This is a genomic window from Kribbella sp. NPDC006257 (genome assembly GCF_040613535.1).
Lineage (GTDB): Bacteria > Actinomycetota > Actinomycetes > Propionibacteriales > Kribbellaceae > Kribbella.
In genome coordinates, this window is sequence record NZ_JBEXSJ010000012.1 from 144,567 (window position 1) to 160,942 (window position 16,376).

15 protein-coding genes are annotated in these 16,376 nt (G+C 67.5%); 8 read left to right on the forward strand and 7 right to left on the reverse strand.

The genetic code is table 11. The features are described from left to right. Positions 1-58 precede the first annotated feature (58 nt). Positions 59-931 carry a helix-turn-helix transcriptional regulator gene (locus ABZ004_RS17180; RefSeq protein WP_355680834.1) on the forward strand — a complete coding sequence of 291 codons (873 nt, stop codon included), beginning with the start codon at positions 59-61 and terminating at the stop codon, positions 929-931. Here the strand turns inward: ABZ004_RS17180 and ABZ004_RS17185 are convergent, their stop codons facing one another. Both ABZ004_RS17185 and ABZ004_RS17190 read right to left on the reverse strand, forming a co-directional pair. Beyond that, on the reverse strand, positions 932-2,593 hold the full coding sequence (locus ABZ004_RS17185) for an FAD-binding oxidoreductase (protein ID WP_355680835.1): 1,662 nt from the start codon (positions 2,591-2,593) through the stop codon (positions 932-934). A gap of 272 nt (positions 2,594-2,865) precedes the next feature. Next, positions 2,866-4,131, reverse strand: coding sequence for an MFS transporter (locus tag ABZ004_RS17190; RefSeq protein ID WP_355680836.1), 1,266 nt, complete (start codon positions 4,129-4,131; stop codon positions 2,866-2,868). A 292-nt stretch (positions 4,132-4,423) separates the two neighbouring features. Between ABZ004_RS17190 and ABZ004_RS17195 the strand changes: the two genes are divergently transcribed. The 4 genes from ABZ004_RS17195 to ABZ004_RS17210 are packed head-to-tail and all read left to right on the forward strand — an operon-like array spanning position 4,424 to position 7,882. Then, positions 4,424-5,869: an MFS transporter gene (locus ABZ004_RS17195; RefSeq protein WP_355680837.1), complete on the forward strand. Its 1,446-nt coding sequence runs from the start codon at positions 4,424-4,426 to the stop codon at positions 5,867-5,869. Continuing rightward, a complete protein-coding gene (locus ABZ004_RS17200; RefSeq protein WP_355680838.1) occupies positions 5,866-6,609 on the forward strand; it encodes an alpha/beta hydrolase in 744 nt (247 codons plus the stop codon). The genes ABZ004_RS17195 and ABZ004_RS17200 overlap by 4 nt, the downstream gene beginning before the upstream one ends. After that, a complete protein-coding gene (locus ABZ004_RS17205; RefSeq protein WP_355680839.1) occupies positions 6,606-7,103 on the forward strand; it encodes a hypothetical protein in 498 nt (165 codons plus the stop codon). The genes ABZ004_RS17200 and ABZ004_RS17205 overlap by 4 nt, the downstream gene beginning before the upstream one ends. Further along, positions 7,100-7,882 (forward strand): MsnO8 family LLM class oxidoreductase, encoded by a 783-nt coding sequence (locus ABZ004_RS17210; protein ID WP_355680840.1) that lies wholly within the window; start codon positions 7,100-7,102, stop codon positions 7,880-7,882. The genes ABZ004_RS17205 and ABZ004_RS17210 overlap by 4 nt, the downstream gene beginning before the upstream one ends. Here the strand turns inward: ABZ004_RS17210 and ABZ004_RS17215 are convergent. Further along, a complete protein-coding gene (locus ABZ004_RS17215) occupies positions 7,850-9,691 on the reverse strand; it encodes a 5'-nucleotidase C-terminal domain-containing protein (protein WP_355680841.1) in 1,842 nt (613 codons plus the stop codon). The genes ABZ004_RS17210 and ABZ004_RS17215 overlap by 33 nt on opposite strands. Positions 9,692-9,783: 92 nt before the next feature. On the opposite strand from ABZ004_RS17215, the gene ABZ004_RS17220 reads away from it, so the two are divergent. After that, on the forward strand, positions 9,784-10,548 hold the full coding sequence (locus tag ABZ004_RS17220; protein WP_355680842.1) for a polysaccharide deacetylase family protein: 765 nt from the start codon (positions 9,784-9,786) through the stop codon (positions 10,546-10,548). Here ABZ004_RS17220 and ABZ004_RS17225 read toward each other — a convergent pair. From ABZ004_RS17225 to ABZ004_RS17240, 4 genes are all read right to left on the reverse strand, one after another. Further along, on the reverse strand, positions 10,537-11,157 hold the full coding sequence (locus ABZ004_RS17225; protein ID WP_355680843.1) for a hypothetical protein: 621 nt from the start codon (positions 11,155-11,157) through the stop codon (positions 10,537-10,539). The genes ABZ004_RS17220 and ABZ004_RS17225 overlap by 12 nt on opposite strands. Before the next feature lie 71 nt (positions 11,158-11,228). Then, a complete protein-coding gene (locus tag ABZ004_RS17230; RefSeq protein WP_355680844.1) occupies positions 11,229-12,119 on the reverse strand; it encodes a hypothetical protein in 891 nt (296 codons plus the stop codon). 26 nt (positions 12,120-12,145) lie between these two features. Next, positions 12,146-12,937, reverse strand: a complete 792-nt coding sequence (locus tag ABZ004_RS17235; RefSeq protein WP_355680845.1) for a L,D-transpeptidase — start codon at positions 12,935-12,937, stop codon at positions 12,146-12,148. Between the two features lie 139 nt (positions 12,938-13,076). After that, positions 13,077-14,267: a homogentisate 1,2-dioxygenase gene (locus ABZ004_RS17240; RefSeq protein WP_355680846.1), complete on the reverse strand. Its 1,191-nt coding sequence runs from the start codon at positions 14,265-14,267 to the stop codon at positions 13,077-13,079. 75 nt (positions 14,268-14,342) lie between these two features. Between ABZ004_RS17240 and ABZ004_RS17245 the strand changes: the two genes are divergently transcribed. Together ABZ004_RS17245 and fahA are read left to right on the forward strand one after the other, a co-directional pair. Beyond that, positions 14,343-15,194: a hypothetical protein gene (locus tag ABZ004_RS17245; RefSeq protein ID WP_355680847.1), complete on the forward strand. Its 852-nt coding sequence runs from the start codon at positions 14,343-14,345 to the stop codon at positions 15,192-15,194. Next, positions 15,191-16,375: a fumarylacetoacetase gene (fahA, locus tag ABZ004_RS17250; RefSeq protein WP_355680848.1), complete on the forward strand. Its 1,185-nt coding sequence runs from the start codon at positions 15,191-15,193 to the stop codon at positions 16,373-16,375. The genes ABZ004_RS17245 and fahA overlap by 4 nt, the downstream gene beginning before the upstream one ends. The last annotated feature ends 1 nt before the right edge of the window (position 16,376 follow it).

Here is a 16,376-nt window from a genome sequence, read left to right on the forward strand (position 1 = left end):
TTTGACTTGTACTGGCAGGGTCAGGCTCGGTCCGGCGACCCCGGGCATACTGGCCGTTATGGAGAAACCTGCTGAGTTGGGCGAATTCCTCCGCACGCGGCGCGCGCGGCTGCAGCCGTCAGCCGTCGGCCTGACCTCCTACGGAGCTCGCCGGGTGCCCGGCCTGCGCCGGGAGGAGCTGGCCCAGCTGGCCGGCGTCAGCGTCGCGTACTACACCCGGCTCGAGCAGGGCCAGAGCCAGAACGCGTCCGACGACGTCCTCGACGCCATCGCCCGCGCCCTGCAGCTCAGCGACGACGAGACGACGCACCTGCGCAATCTCGCCCGGCCGACCCGGCGCAAACGGCGGACGCCGGGCAAACCGGAGACCGCGCGACCGGCCACCAAGCAACTGATCGAGGCGATCGACGGGATCGCGGCCGTGGTGATGGACCGGCGCAGCGACGTGCTGGCCTGGAACGACCTGGGTCACCAGCTGCTGGCCGGCCACTACGACGCCGACAGCCCGTACTCCGCGGAGACCCGGCCGAACTTGACGAGGATGCTCTTCCTCGACCCGCACACGCGTGAGCTCTACGCGCGCTGGGACGAGGAGGCGAAGCGGTCGGTCGCGTCGTTGCGACTGATCGCCGGCCGGCACCCGAACGACCTGCACCTGGCCGAGGTGATCGGCGAGCTGTCGATGAAGAGCACCGAGTTCGCCGAGCTCTGGTCGCGCCACCCGGTGGTGAACTGCACCTTCGGGATGAAGCAGTTCCAGCATCCGGTGGTCGGCCAGCTGGAGCTCTCCTTCGAGGTGGCCCAGCTGCCCGACGACTCCGCGCACCGCATCCTGATGTACAGCGCCCAGCCCGGTACGCCGTCCGAAGCCGCGCTCCGGTTGCTGCTGGCAGGCACTCATGAGCTGGACTCCTCCCCGACCCGGCCTTGATCAGACCGGTTCGATGGAGAGCTTGTGGCGGAAGTAGTTGGTCGGGTCGTACCGCCGCTTGATCTGCTGCAGTCGGGGGTAGTTCCCCTTGAAGTACAGCGTCGACCACGGCACCCCGGACCGGTTGTGGGTGCTGTCGGCCATGTCGTTGTCGGGGTAGTTGATGTAGCACCCGTCCGCGCCCGTGCCCGGCACCGGGACGCCACCGGTCGCGGCGAAGAACTCCGAGAAGATGTCCCGGGCCCAGCCGACGTAGAACTGGTCGTCGGACTCCTTCTCCCAGAACGTCTGGAAGCACATCTTGAAGATCGTGTCCCGCTGGGCGTTCGCGGTCGCGTCCTCCTTGACGGCGTTCACCTGGCCACCGAAGGAGAACAGCACCAGCATGGTGTCCGGGTTCTGGAAGTCCGGCCGGGTCATGTGCTTGTAGACGGCCGCGATCTGCTCGTCGGTGAAGTTCTTCAGCATGTACGCCGACTTGTGCACCCCGCGTGAGGTGGGGTTGGTGATGGTCGGGTTGTTCGTGCCGACCAGCCGGGTCGCCTGCAGCCAGGGCAGCTCGCGGGGCTCGGCGAAGCCGGACAGGATGCCGACCTCGGCCAGCGGCTTGGTGACCTCTTGCGGGGTGATGCCGACGCCCTTCGTGATGGCCTCGAGGTAGTCGTCCAGGATCTGCCGGGCGTTGGGGTTGTCGTTCGGCACCTGGGTGAACATGCCGAGGCTGCCGTGCGCCTTGGAGCTCACGTTGAACAGGCTGCTCAGCTGGACGTTCGGCGAGTTCGGCGAGGCGTTGCGCTGGTGCCAGTCGCCGAAGTTCTTCAGCAGCCGGTGGAACTTCTCCGGCGTCAGCTGGTCCCACGGGAACTCGATCGCGCTGATCAGCACGGTCGACGGCGGGTTGATCAACTGGTCCGAGGGCTTGGAGCCCTTGGCACCCGGCGAGCGGAACCAGTACTTCGTGACGACACCGAAGTTGCCGCCGCCGGCGCCGGTGTGGGCCCACCAGAGATCGCGGTTCGGGTCGTTGGGCTCCCGGGTCGCGACGACCGTGCGAACCTTGCCGTTCGCTCCGACGGTCACCACCTCCACGGCGTACAGGTGGTCGACGGTGAGGCCGTGGGCCCGGGACAGCAGGCCGTAGCCGCCGCCGGAGATGTGGCCACCGACGCCGACGCTGTAGCAGATGCCGCCCGGGATGGTGACGTTCCAGCCCTTGAACAAAGACTCGTAGACGTTGATCAACCGGGCACCGGCCTCGACCGCGAACGCGCGGCGGACCTGGTCGTAGTAGACCCGGGTCAGCTGGGAGACATCCAGCACGACCTCGATCTCCGGGTTGCAGACGAAGTCGGAGAAGCAGTGCCCACCACCGCGGATCGAGACCCGCTTGCCGGCCTGGACCGCTTCGCGCACCGCGTCCTCGGCATCCTGCGCGGAGGTGATTATCCGGATGTACTCCGGCTGCGCGACGAACCGCTGGTTGTTGCCCCGGGACAACTCCCGGTACCGCGGGTCGCCCGGCAGAACCTTCGAACCCGCCGGTACTGCGTGCGCCGGCGCCGCGTCGGCTCCCGTCGGCAGCGCGGCGACGGCGGCGCCCCCGACCGCGGCCGCGGCGGCGCCGAACAGAACGGATCTACGCTGCACACCTGTTTCAGGCATAGGTCTATCCCTCGCTCAGAATGAATTGTCGGAATTACACAATCGAAACAATCACCCGCCCCCAGCGGAGATACGGTCAATCACTCACCGCGATACAAGAATCACGGTTTGATGACAGCGTCGTCAAGCAAACTTCAGGAATGCGATTGTGACGAAAGTCACGATGGAACAGCTCGACAAGAAATCCCACCGGCGCATTTGTTTTAAGCACATGAAAAAGCCGTCGGAGATCCCCTTTTGGATCACCAACGGCTTTTAATTCGGTTCAGTTTTCATTCAACCGGTAATACCACCCGCTCGGGCGGACCGGTCAGCACCGGACGTCGATCGAGGGCACCCGAGAACACTGCCGCCCCGAGGCCGGCCAGAGCCAGCCCGGCACCGACCCAGTTCGGCGCGGTATAGCCGAGTCCGGCGTCGATCGCGAGACCGCCGAGCCAGGCCCCGATCGCGTTGCCCAGGTTGAACCCGGCGATGTTGGCCGCCGAAGCGAGCGCAGGAGCGCCGGCTGCCTTGTCCATCACCCGCATCTGCAGGGCCGGCACGGTGGCGAACCCGGCCGCGCCGAACAACAGGATCGTCGGCACCGACAGCAGCCTGCTGTGCGCCGTCCAGGTGAACAACAGCAATACCGCTGCCAATAGCCCGAGAATGACATAGAGACTCGGCATCAGGTTGCGGTCCGCAGCCTTTCCGCCGACGACATTCCCGAGACACAGTCCGGCCCCGAACACGATGAGCAGCCAGGTCACCGAACCGGAACTGAATCCGGCCACGCCGGTCATCATCGGCGCGATATAGGTGAACGACGCGAATACGCCGGCGAAACCGAGGGTGGTCATCAATAATGCCAGCCACACCTGTGGTCTGCGGAATACGGCCAGCTCGCCGCGGACACTCACCGTCTCGGGTGGTTGTCGCGGCACCATGGTGATCAAACCTATGACACCTAGGACACCGATTCCGGCGACCGCCCAGAAAGTGGACCGCCAGCCGAAATGTTGACCCAGGGCGGTCCCCATCGGGACGCCGAGCACATTCGCGATCGTCAGGCCGGTGAACATCAGCGCGATCGCACTGGCCCGTTTGGCGGGTGCGACCAGATTGGCCGCGACCACCGAGCCGATCCCGAAGAAGGCACCGTGGCACAACGCCGTCACCGCCCGGCCGGCCATCAGCAGTGGGTAGTTGCCGGCCACCGCGCAGAGCACGTTGCCGAGGATGAAGACGCTCATCAGGCCGACCAGCATCGTCTTGCGCGGCAGCCGCGACCCGGCCAGCGTCATCAGCGGCGCGCCGATCACCACACTCAGCGCGTAGCCGGAGATGAGCAGTCCGGCGGTCGGGATGGTGACGGCCAGATCGGTGGCGATGTCCGGCAGCAGGCCGACGATGACGAACTCCGTCGTACCGATGCCGAACGCGCCTATGGCCAACGCGAGCAGGGCTAGTGTCCCGTAAGCGTTATAGCTTGAACGATAGCGGCGTTCAGGTGTGTGCATCGCGGTGGCGGAGGGAAGGCCTCGATGCTCTTCCATCGTGGCCTTTCCTCCGCTGCCGCGAGGTGCGCGCCTGGGCGTCGGTAGCGTCAAGCTATAACGCTTACGGGACACTAGGTTCACCGGATTCTCCTTGGGCGGTAGGGCGTCCGGGCAGGGCGCCGCTCGCCTCGTCGAGAACGGCAGGTTCATCGTCTCCTATTCTCGGCCGTTCTGACTGTCCCTCCGAGTGTTAGGCAAACCAGTAGTGGGCAGCACAGGGTTCTGGTTGATCTGTCCCGGTGCCGGGATCGTGCTGGCAGGAGCACGTCCTACTGAGAGGTTCACCTGCATGTCCACCGTTGACGAAAGCACCCCACCGGAGCTCGCGACCCAGAGCGTTCCCGAAGCACGGATGTCGGGCAAACAGCGGCTGGCGCTCGTGCTGCTGCTGACGGCCGGCTTCACCCTCGCCGTCGACTTCTCGATCCTCAACGTCACGCTGCCGACGATCGGCGCCGACGTCGGGTTCACCCTGGAGAACCTGCAGTGGATCGCGACGGCGTTCGCGCTCTGCGCCGCGGGCTTCACCCTGCTGTTCGGTCGTGTTGCCGACCTCTTCGGCCGTCGCCGGCTGTTCCTGACCGGGATGGCGCTGCTCGGGATCGCCTCGCTGGTCGGCGGGATCTCGACCTCGCCGGCGATGTTGCTGACGGCCCGGGTCGCCCAGGGTCTCGCGACCGCGGCGGTCACACCCGCCGCACTGTCGTTGCTCACCACCTCCTTCCCGGAGGGCAAGCTGCGGGAGAAGGCGCTCGGCCTGAACGGCGCGCTGATGGCGGCCGGCTTCACCACCGGCGCGATCCTCGGCGGCGTGCTGACCGATCTGCTGAGCTGGCGCTGGGCCTTCTTCATCAACGTCCCGGTCGCCCTCGCCGTCCTGGTGCTCGCCCCGATGGTGCTGTCCGAGAGCCGTCCGGCCGAGCGGCCGAAGCTCGACGTACCGGGAGCCATCACGGTGACGCTGGGTCTGCTCGCGGTCGTCTTCGGCCTCACCCGGGCCGGCGAGAAGTCCTGGACCGACACGACCGCCCTCGGCTCACTGGTGGCCGGCATCGTCCTGCTCGGCATCTTCTGGGTGGTCGAGCAGAAGGTCGCCGCCCCGCTGGTCCCGGTGGCGATCCTGCGCCGCGCGAACATCGGCTGGGGCAACTTCGCCGGCCTGCTGGCGTTCATCACCGAGACCTCGCTGGTCTTCCTGCTCACGCTGTATCTGCAGAAGACGCTCGGCTTCTCGCCGCTCGAGGCCGGTCTGTCCTTCGCCGTCCTCGGCGCCGGTACCGTGATCGGTGGCATCGTCGCGCCGAAGGTGATCGGCCGGGTCGGCCCGAAGAGCGCGATCGTGATCGGCTTCCTGATCCAGGCCGTCGCCACCCTTTCGCTGGTACTGCTCGGTCAGGACTCGTCCTGGATGGCCCTGCTGCTGGTCGCCACCTTCGTCGGCGGAGTCGCCAACCTGATCGCGATCGTCGGGTTCATGGTCACCGCGACCACCGGCCTGCCGAACGAGGAGCAGGGGCTGGCGACCGGCCTGGCCACGATGAGCCAGCAGGTCGGCATCACGATGGGGATCCCGATCATGAGCGCGATCGCGACCGCCCGGGTGACCTCGCTCGGCGGCGAGAACCCGTCGACCGTGCTCAGCGGTGTCACCACCGCGATCTGGGTCAACACCGCGCTCTGCCTGGTCGCTGCCGCGTTGGTCGCCGTGTTCCTGCGGCGCGGCAAGCGCGCTTGAGCATCTCGTGGGGTGAATTGCTGATCGAGGAGGTCCCCGCCCGGATCTACCGCCCGGTCGATGCGTGGCAGGGCTGGCTGGTGTGGGCGCACGGCGGCAGCTGGACGCGGGGGTCCGCGGCCGGGTGGCACGAAGTCTGTGCCGACCTGGCCCGGCTCACCGGCGCCACCGTGGTCAGCGTCGACTACCGGCTCGCTCCGGAGCATCCACATCCGGCCGCCCTCGAGGATGTCCTCACCGTGCTGGAGTGGGTTGCGAATCAGGCGGGTGACGAGGACGTGTCGGTCGGCGGAGACAGTGCGGGTGGCACGATCGCTGCGTGCGCTGCTTTGAGCTGGCGCGACCAGGGACGTCAGTTGGCCGGCCAGGTGCTGGCCTATCCCCCGATGGATCCGGAGTGCGGCGCAGCGTCGTACGGGTCGGCGGTTTTTCCTACCAGGGAAGGGCTGAGGGACTCGTGGCAGGCGTATCTGGGTGCTGGAGCAGGGGTCGGCTACAGCACTCCGTTCGAGGCTGACGACCTGAGTGGTACTGCGCCGGCGTTGCTGGTGGTCGGCGAGTACGACCCGGTGCGCGACGACGTGGAGGAGTACGCGATGCGGCTGCTCGCGGACGGAGTCGCAGTACGGCTGGAAGTTCTGCCGGGCGTTCCACACGGCGCGATCCTGGCGCCCGGGCCGATGCGGGACTGGATCGGTTCGGCCTTTCTGCAGTTGAGTCCTCGGAAGGAGATGTCATGACACACCCGCACAGCGAGGCCTTGCTGCGGCACTTCGCGGACCTCCGGGACCGGTCGCACGGCGAGACCGCGGTGACCCGGTCCGAGAAGGAAGCGTTGTTCGCCGCCACGGTCGAACTGCTCGACCCGGTCGCCCGGGAGGCGCTCGACGAACTGAACGCGGATCTGCTGCTCGGCACCGGGACTGTTACCGCGACCGGGCTCGGCAGTACGCCGGACGGCGGGCTCGCGGCGATCTGGGCGCTGTCGTGGGCCGAGCAGGGGGCGGCCGGGATCAACCCGATCGCGATCCGGGCGCACTACGGGCGAGGGTTCCATCACCCGCATCTGAGCGGCGGGACGGTCGGCGAGTGGCCGTTGAACGTGTTCACCTCTGAGCAGGCGCTGGCCGAGCTGCCGACGCTACGGGCGATCGCGGCGGCGGACCTGCACAACCTGGTCTTCGAGGCCGACTACCGGATCGTCCCGGCCACCATGAGCGGCGTCGGGGCATGACCCGCCCCGACGCCACCCAGGATCGGCAGCCGTTCGTGGCCCCGCGGCTGTCGATCCTGGACCAATCGCCGATTGGTGAGGGCAGTACGGCAGCTGAGGCCCTGCGGGCTTCGGTTGAGTTGGCCGAGGCGGCTGACGAACTCGGGGTGACGCGATACTGGGTGGCTGAGCATCATGGGTCGCCGGGGTTTGCGGGGACTGCTCCCGAGATCCTTGTCCCAGTCTTGTTGGGCGCGACGCGGCGGTTGCAAGTGGGCTCGGGTGGCGTGCTGCTGCCGCGGTACCCGGTCAGAAAAGTCGCCGAAGTGTTCAGCATTCTGGCCGACGTCTACCCCGGCAGGGTCGACCTCGGACTCGGCCGGGCGGGTGGACCGGCGGAGAGCTTTCCGCAGGACGTGGCCGATCTGAAGAAGTGGTTCGGCGACGACCTGCAGCTCTGGGTGCTCGGCGCGAGCGGCTCGTCGGCGGCACTCGCGGCAACCACCGGTACGTCGTACGCGTTCGCGCACTTCCTGAATCCCGGACCGGGACAGGAGTCGATGAGGGCCTACAGCAACTTGTCGCCCGCTCCGAACAGCGCTCTGTCGTACCACAGCAAAGCCCTGATCGCCGGTACGCCGGACCGGGTCCACCCGGTGCTGATGGACCTTGCCCGGACGCACGACACTCAGGAGCTGATCGTCAACGTCCTCACCCACGATCCGGCGGATCGGCTGCGGACCTATCAGCTCCTGGCGCAACTGCTGTCAGGCGTTGACGACGATGGGGGCTCCTCCTGAGGTGAGGGACCAGTCGGTGGTGTGGAAGGTGCTGGGATCGACCTCGCCGGTGGCGGTGACGTAGTCGATCATCAGCTGGCGGATCTCGACCTGGCGGTTGTAGACGACCGGGGCGGTCTTGACGTGTGGGAAGTTGCCGCCGCCGGACTGGCGGTAGTTGTTCACCGCGACGACGAACTGCTGGTCGGCGGTCACCAGCGCACCGTCGTACGTGAGATCCGTGATGCGTGAACCGGCAGGCTTGGCGATGTCGATCTTGTACGCCAGCGGCTTGGTCAGCCCGCCCATGATGTCGTAGTTGTAGTCAGGCGTGCCGCCCGGAGCGGTCGGCGTCACCGCGTTGGTCACCTGGTCGGCCGAGAACGGACCGGGGCCGCTGACCTGCTTGAAGTACGTCGCCGAGAACTCCAGGTAGTCCGTGATCTGCGCACCCGTCATCGTCACCGCGAGCAGGGTGTTGTCGAAGATGTAGAGACCGGCTACGTCGCGGACCGAGACGTCACCGGCCGGGATCGCCGCCGCCCGGTTGAACGGTGCCGCGATGGCGAGCACGGGCAGCGCGGCTTGCGGCGTACCGACGAGTGCCTTGCTGACCGCGTCGGCCTGGATGAAGTTGACGAAGTCGAGCGCCGCCGTGTCCTCCCAGGGTGCGGTCGCGGCGGACATCGCCTCGGTGCAAGTGCCGATCTTCGCGTTCACGTAGCCGACGACCTTGTCGTGGTCGGCCTTCAGCAGCTCAGTGACGTGTGGGTCGGCCTCGACGGTGTTCGCGTTCAGCACCTGGCTGTGCCGGCCGACGACCTTCCAGCAGCCCCGCACCTTCTGCAGATCCAGGTCGATGACCGAGAGCCTCATACCCCACTTGAGCGGCTCGGTCAGCACGACCTGCTGGCCGGTGACCTTGTTGGTGACGAGCCGCTCGGGGATTTCCAGGTGCGCGTGCCCGACCAGGACGGCGTCGATCCCGGGGACGGTCTCGGCCATCAGCACCGAGGCGTTCTCCGGAACCGGCAGTGCGTCGCCGTACGACGAGGAGAGGTCCATCCCCGAGTGCGCCGCGACGATCACCACGTCGGCGCCGGCCTTGCGGACCCACGGCACCCAGAGCTTGGCCAGCTCGACGATGCCGCCGAACTTGATCTTGTTCTCGACGTTCGCCTTGTCCCAGATCGCGATGCCGGGGTTGGTCAGGCCGAGGATGCCGACGGTGATCGGGCGCTCGCCGGGGACATGGACCCGCTTCAGCACGTACGGCGGGAAGACGGGCAACCCGGTCGTCCAGTCCTGTGCGTTCGCGCCGAGCAGCGGGAACTCCAGCTGCTGCTGGAACTTGCGGAGGATGTCGAGCCCGTAGTTGAACTCGTGGTTGCCGAGCGCGGCGGCGTCGTACCCGATCGCGTTCATCGCGGCGGCCATCGGGTGGACGTGACCACCGGTGATCGGCTGGATCTTGGCGAAGTAGTAGGCCAGCGGGGTGCCCTGGATGGTGTCTCCCGCGTCGAGCATCAGCGGGGCCGGGCTGTGCCGGCCGACCTGCTTGCGGTACGCCGACACCAGGGTGGAGATCTTCGCCAGCCCGATGTCGTTGTGGGCGGTGTCGTCGTACTCCGCGTTCTTGAAGTAGTCCCAGTTGAAGACGTTGCCGTGCAGGTCGGTGGTGCCCAGCACGCTCAGCCGGACCGTCTTCGGCTGCTGGGCGCCCTGCGGACCGGCGTACGAGGGGACCGCCTGGAAGCCGGCCGCGGTCAGCGCCGCGGCGGCCCCACCGATCACCGTTCGCCTGGCCACGGTCTGAGAGTTCTCCGTCATTGTCCGCCTCACGCGTCGTTGGGATGTGGCTTCCAGCACCTTACGCGGGCCGGATTTCGGGTTGGCCCCGGTCGCGGGAGAGGATGCAATTCATGACCTTGCCGTCAGGCAAACTTCTGCTCGCCGCCGCCCTCCTGCTCTCCACCGCCCTCGCCCAGACCGCGCCGCCGGCGCCTGACCGGCCGTCGGCGCAGTCCGCCCCCGCCGTCCGCCCGGCCGCCCACGTCCCGTTCACGGTCCACCTCGGCAAGCGGGGAAAGTCGACGACCCGGGACCGGCCTGCCGACACCAAGCCGGTGCCCTGGGACCTGAGCACGCACGGCGCGAAGGCGCTCTACCTCACCTTCGACGACGGCCCGCACCCGATCTACACACCGAAGGTGCTCAGCATCCTCGCCAAGCACCACGCGAAGGCGACCTTCTTCGTGCTCGGCCGCGAGGTCGCCGCGCACCCGGAACTCCTCGACGTCGAGCGCGCCGCCGGTCACCACATCGGCAACCACACCTGGGATCACCCGATGCTCACGCATCTGACCGACGCCCGGATCCGGCAGGAGATCTCCACCGGGGTGAAGTCGCGCTGCTTCCGGCCGCCGTACCGGGACACGAACAAGAAGGTGGAGGCGATCGCCGCGTCGTACCACTTCCAGCAGATCCTCTGGGACGTCGACACCAACGACTGGAAGAAGCCGGGCGAGGCCGCGATCGAGCGCGCGATCCTGCGCGGCGCCCACCCCGGCGCGATCATCTTGATGCACGACGGCGGCGGCAACCGCTCCGAGACCATCGCCGCGCTCGACCGTGCACTCACCAAGCTGGCGGCACAGGGGTACTCGTTCCGCTCGCTACCTTGTTGAGATGCCCGCTTTGCCACCGGAGAAGTGCTTCAGCGCCTGATCGATGATGTGCACGGGCTGGTCGAGCGACTTCACGAGGTAGAGCCCGGTCGGCTTCAGCAGTGGGCTGGGCTTCACGACAGCCCGTACTGCGGGTTGGTCGAGCCCACGCACTCCCCCGCTCGTCGCCGCGATCCCTGGCGCCAGCTCCAGGTGCAGCACGAACTGGCCGAACACCTTCTCCTGCTTGAAACCCTGCACGGTGGTCCACGGCAGAGAGACCGGGTACGGCGCTCCGTCGCACGCCAGCTCCAGACCTTTCGGGGACATCCGGAAGGCGACCGGCGGCAGCTCGTTCTGCTCGTACCAGCCCTGGCGTTCCTTCTCCAGCTTCAAGGCCAGCACCGTGCTCGCCACCAGCGGCGCCATCGCGAGGATCAGCAGCAACGCGAACGGCCACATCCCGGATCCCCGGAACGCGATCAGCGCGTAGAGGGCCACGATGATGCCCACGGCACCGATCGCCGCGGTCACCCACGCGCTCCGGCGCAGGCCCTGCCGCACGACCTCGCGCCGCTGCACCACCGCGTCCCGATCGATGCTCACGACAAACGTCTGCTGCGCTTCCATCCCCGAAGCCTCTCAGCCCAAGGGTCCTGAGCCGGACGTGGGTGCTCCAGCTCCGGTGTTCAGGTGCGGGGTCAGCCGGTGACGGCTTGGTGGGTCTTGACCGGCTTCGGGACGGGGGCGGCCGGGACGTTGCCGGGTTCGGAGGGGTGCGGGATCGTCGGGTGCTGGGTGGGCTTCGGGGTCGGCTTGGCCGGCTTCGCGCAGGTGGCGGAGGCGAGTTTGAGCACCTCGGCGCCGTTCCCGAGATCGATCGTCAGCGCGGTGATCGTGAACGAACCGTCCGAGCTCTTGGTCTGCTCGTTCACGGTGATCTTCGCCAGCGGCGCGGCCGGAATCGTGAAGCTCTGCTTGGTGCTGGGGATCGCGATCTTCTGTCCGAGCAGGGTCAGCGACCCGATGTCGATCGCCCCGGAGTCGCCCGTGCAGTAGACGTTCACGCTGTCGACGGCGAGCAGGGAACTCGGCGGAGTGAGCAGCAGCTTGCACAGATCCGGCAGGTTCTTGACCGGCAGGTCCTTGGTGCTCAGCTTCGGCAACGGCAATCCGAGGTCGGGCAGCGGCAGCTCGGGGATCGGCAGGTCGCCGGCCCCGGTGGCCGGCAGGGTGTCGCACTGCTTCTTCAGGTCCGGCGGGATCTTGATCTGGTTCAGCAGATCCGGGCCGACGGTGAGATCGAAGAGCTCGACCGAGGCCGAGTCGTTCCCGGCGGAGACATTCGCCGCCCGGAGCGCGATCAGGGGATTCTTGGGCAGCTCGAGTGCAGCGGTCGTTTGGCGCTTCCCGTCCGGCGATTCGGCGTACGGGGTCTTCGCCACTGGCACCTGGCCCGTTGCGAAGAGTCCGTACGCCGAGGAGGGCTTGCCGACCGCCGTACCGGTCGGGGTGCTGGCGACCAGGCTGAACGTCACCAGGCCGGTCACAGCCGCAAGCGTCAGGACGGTCGGTCCGAAGTGTCGTCGCATCTGTGCGTTCCTCACTTGCTGTCGAGTCACTTGCTGTCGATCAGGACGAGGGTGCCGAGGGGCACCTGCTGAAGCTTGGCGAGCGCCGTACGAGGGACTCGCACGCAGCCGGCGCTGATGGCTGCTCCGAAGACATCCGGGCGCGGCCAGCCGTGGATCGCGACCGTGCCCGGTCCGCCGCCGAAGGTGTCGAGGGTCGGGCTGTGCGCTCCGAGCGGCAGCACCACCGGGGAGGCGGAGCGGGTCTTGTCGATGATGGAGCCGAGCAGGAAGGTCCGGCCGGGCGGCGTCGGGGTGGCCTTCGCGCCCACTCCCGCCTTCCACTCGCCGAGGCTCTTGCCTTCCTCGAAGAGCTCGATGGTGCGGGAGCCGGTGTGTACGCGGACCAGGTACGACGAGGCCGCGCGATCCAGGTTCTCGTCCTGGATCCAGCCGGTCGACCGGTTCGGCTTCGAAGGCAAAAGGACCCGCACCCACCCGTCGGTCTTCTCCACCACCGGCAACCAGGTCGCCCCGAACTGGGTCGGCGCGATCTTCCCGAACGCCACCGCATCGGGCGCGGTGTAGAGCGCTGTCTCAGCACGCGGGTGAACCACTAACCCGTCGGTCCCAGCAAACGGCTGCGGATCGAGCGGCGCCGACGCGATCGTGGTCTGCGTCGACGAGGCAGTCAGCTTGGCGAAGTCGACGGGCGGCAACTCGTCGTCGTGATGCCGATTCCCCAGCACCCCCGCAACCGCCACCCCACCGAGCAGCACCAGCACGGCGAGGGCCCCGATCGACCCACCACCCCGCTCGCTGCCCCACACCTGACCCATAAACCTGCTCCCCGTAACCGATCTCCGGGCACGACAATAGGCCGTTTGACCCAATCACGCGAGACCTAGTGACCCACCAGTAGCAAATCACCCTGTCCCACCACGACTACGAACTGTCACCAGGCTCGGGCGTGGGGAGCTACAGGCGGCGGCCGGACCAGGTCCAGGCGTAGACGCCGTCGTCTACTGCGGCGCCGCCTTCGCCTAGTTCTAGGGGGCGGAAGGTGTCGACCATGACGGCTAGTTCTTCGAAGGACTCGGCGCCGAGGGAGGCCTCGATGGCGGAGGGTTGGGGGCCGTGGGCGTAGCCGCCGGGGTGGAGGGAGATGGAGCCGAGGCCGATGCCGGAACCCTTGCGGGCTTCGTAGTCGCCGCCGCAGTAGAACATGACCTCGTCGGAGTCGACGTTGGAGTGGTAGTACGGGACGGGCACCGACAAGGGGTGATAGTCGACCTTGCGGGGGACGAAGTTGCAGATGACGAAGTTGTAGCCCTCGAAGACCTGGTGCACGGGCGGCGGCTGGTGGATGCGGCCGGTGATCGGCTCGAAGTCGCGCACGTTGAAGGTGTACGGATAAAGGCATCCGTCCCAGCCGACGACATCGAAGGGATGCGTCGCATACGTCATCCGCGTGCCGACGATCCCGGTGGAACCGCGATGCTTCACCAGCACCTCGATGTCATTGCCCTCGACAACAAAGGTGGAAGCCGGCGTGACGAGGTCGCGTTCGCAGTACGGCGAATGTTCGAGGAACTGCCCGAAGCGTGACAGGTACCGCTTCGGCGGCGCGATGTGGCTGTTCGCCTCGATGCAGTACGCCGAGATGCCGTCCGGCCCGGGCAACCAGCGATGCGTCGTCGCCCGCGGGATCAGCACGTAGTCGCCTTCAGCCGCACTCAGTACGCCGAACACGGTCTCGACCGTCGCCGAGCCCTTCTCGATGTAGACACATTCGTCGCCGATCGCGTTCCGGTAGTACGGCGAGTCCGCCTCCGCCACGACGTACGAGATCCGGACGTCACCGTTGCCCAGCACCAGCCGGCGATGCTCGACCACGTTCGCGGAGACCGCCGTACCGGCCTCGAAAAGGTCGTGCAGGCGCAGGTGCCGCGGCGTCAGCGGGTGGTTGGGCGTGGTGGCGAGGTCGGGCAGCTCCCACACCTGGGAGTCGACGATCGCCGACGGCACCCCTGAGTGGTACAGCAACGACGAGTCCGACGAGAACCCCTCCTCGCCCATCAGCTCCTCGTAGTACAGCCCGCCGTCCGGTTTGCGGAACTGCGTGTGCCGCTTCGGCGGAACCTGCCCGACCTGCCGGTAGAACACCATGGAACCCATCCCTACGACGTACGTTTATCGGACACATGTGTCCGCTTACCGAAAGCATCCGTTAGGCTCGGAGCCATGTCAACCATCCCTGCCCTGTTCCGGCACCTGGTGGACGACGCCGCGATGTTCCCGCCCGGCGAGTTGCCGCTGGCCGACGCCGTGGCCGCGCACCGGGAGCATCGCCAGGCGCCGTACGCCGGCCTGGTCGGCCCGTTCGTCTGCACCGACGACAACCTGATGAAGGTCGCCGCCGAAGCCGCCCGGACGCCGGAGCCACTCGAGGTCTCCGTCGTCATCACCGGCGGCGCGGGTGGCATCGAGCCGGCCGTCCGGTACGGCGATCGCTCGGCGAACCTGGTCGTCAAGGCGATCGAGGTCCGGCTGCGCTCCGAGGACGACCTGTCCCGCAATGCGCTCCGGGTGGTCCGCGCCTGTGACGACTGCCTGGACGAGGAGAACGCCTTCGTCGAGATCGGCCTGGACGGCGCCTGGGAGCGCGCTCTGGATGTCGTCGCCGACGCCGGGTACGCCGCCAAACTCCGGACCGGCGGGCTGGATCCGTCCCTGTTCCCCACCGCAGACCAGGTCGCCGCCTTCATCACAGCCTGCCTGGATCGCGAGGTCGCCTTCAAATGCACGGCCGGCCTGCACAACGCAGTACGACACACTGCGGTGGACACCGGCTTCGAGCACCACGGGTTTCTCAATGTGTTGCTTGCGACGCGCGCTTCGCTGGACGGATCCAGTCAGGACGAGGTGGCTGCGCTGCTGGAGAATCGCGATGGTGAAGCCCTTGCAGCAAAGGCTTCTGAGCTGTCGGAGGACCAGGCGGTGAGCACTCGGCGATGGTTCACCTCGTTCGGCTCCTGCAGTGTCGACGAACCCCACCACGACCTGACCGCACTAGGCCTGCTGGAGGCGAAGTGAGCTGGCTCGACATCCCGGCGGACTCCCCGTTCGGCCCCGAGAACCTCCCCCTCGGCATCTTCCGAACCGGCGACGAGAGCCCCAGGGTGGGCGCCGCGATCGGCACCCAGGTCATCGACCTCGCCCGGCTCGCACCCGAGCGGGATGAATTCGGTCAGTCGTCCCTCAATGCCTTTCTTGCCCTCGGCCGACCGGCTTGGCAGGCGACGCGGACCTGGTTGCTCGACCTGGTGGGCGACGACAGCAACAGATACGCCCTCGAGCCATACCTGCTCCCCCAAGCTGACGTCGAGATGCTGCTGCCGTTCGAGGTTGCGGACTATGTGGACTTCTACGCCTCGGAGCATCACGCGACCAACGTGGGCAGGCTTTTCCGGCCCGATGCGGAACCGCTGCTGCCGAACTGGAAGCATCTCCCGGTCGGCTACCACGGTCGCGCCGGCACAGTAGTTGCCAGCGGCACCGACATCGTCCGGCCCAGCGGGCAGCGTAAGGCTCCGGGCGACGACGCCCCGACGTACGGACCATCGCAGCGGCTCGATATCGAGGTGGAGCTCGGGTACGTCGTCGGCAGCCCGTCGCGGCTCGGCAGCCGGGTCTCGGTCGAGGATTTCGCCGAGCACGTGTACGGCGTGGTGGTGCTGAACGACTGGTCGGCAAGGGATATCCAGGCGTGGGAGTACGTCCCGCTCGGACCGTTCCTCGGCAAGTCGTTCGCCACCTCGATCTCGCCGTGGGTCGTCTCGCTGGATGCGCTGGAGGCGAGCAAGGTGCCGCTCGCGAAGCAGGAGCCGGCGGTTCTGCCGTACCTGGCGGGTGAGCTGACGAACTTCGACATCACCTTCGAGGTGTACTGGAACGGCCAGCTGGTCAGCAGCCCGCCGTACCGGGAGATGTACTGGTCGGCCGCTCAGATGCTCGCGCATCTGTCGGTCAACGGCGCGTCGGTGCGGACCGGTGACCTGTTCGCCTCCGGAACGGTCAGCGGCGCCGAGAAGGAGCAGCGCGGCTCGTTCCTCGAGCTCAGCTGGGGCGGCCGCGAGCCGATCACCGTCAACGGCGAGCAACGCTCGTTCCTCGCCGACGGCGACGAAGTCACCATCACCGCCTGGGCCCGTACGCCGAACGGCCCCCGCATCGGCCTCGGGTCCGTCACCGGCAAGATCCTCCCCGCCGTCTGAC

Bases quoted from the DNA above. Each gene is read 5' to 3' on its own strand.
- ABZ004_RS17190 (WP_355680836.1), bottom strand. From the start codon at position 4,131: ATGGAAGAGCATCGAGGCCTTCCCTCCGCCACCGCGATGCACACACCT.
- ABZ004_RS17185 (WP_355680835.1), bottom strand. From the start codon at position 2,593: ATGCCTGAAACAGGTGTGCAGCGTAGATCCGTTCTGTTCGGCGCCGCC.
- ABZ004_RS17205 (WP_355680839.1), top strand. From the start codon at position 6,606: ATGACACACCCGCACAGCGAGGCCTTGCTGCGGCACTTCGCGGACCTC.
- ABZ004_RS17225 (WP_355680843.1), bottom strand. From the start codon at position 11,157: ATGGAAGCGCAGCAGACGTTTGTCGTGAGCATCGATCGGGACGCGGTG.
- ABZ004_RS17195 (WP_355680837.1), top strand. From the start codon at position 4,424: ATGTCCACCGTTGACGAAAGCACCCCACCGGAGCTCGCGACCCAGAGC.
- ABZ004_RS17245 (WP_355680847.1), top strand. From the start codon at position 14,343: ATGTCAACCATCCCTGCCCTGTTCCGGCACCTGGTGGACGACGCCGCG.
- ABZ004_RS17215 (WP_355680841.1), bottom strand. From the start codon at position 9,691: ATGACGGAGAACTCTCAGACCGTGGCCAGGCGAACGGTGATCGGTGGG.
- ABZ004_RS17235 (WP_355680845.1), bottom strand. From the start codon at position 12,937: ATGGGTCAGGTGTGGGGCAGCGAGCGGGGTGGTGGGTCGATCGGGGCC.
- ABZ004_RS17230 (WP_355680844.1), bottom strand. From the start codon at position 12,119: ATGCGACGACACTTCGGACCGACCGTCCTGACGCTTGCGGCTGTGACC.
- ABZ004_RS17240 (WP_355680846.1), bottom strand. From the start codon at position 14,267: ATGGTGTTCTACCGGCAGGTCGGGCAGGTTCCGCCGAAGCGGCACACG.
- ABZ004_RS17220 (WP_355680842.1), top strand. From the start codon at position 9,784: ATGACCTTGCCGTCAGGCAAACTTCTGCTCGCCGCCGCCCTCCTGCTC.
- ABZ004_RS17210 (WP_355680840.1), top strand. From the start codon at position 7,100: ATGACCCGCCCCGACGCCACCCAGGATCGGCAGCCGTTCGTGGCCCCG.
- ABZ004_RS17180 (WP_355680834.1), top strand. From the start codon at position 59: ATGGAGAAACCTGCTGAGTTGGGCGAATTCCTCCGCACGCGGCGCGCG.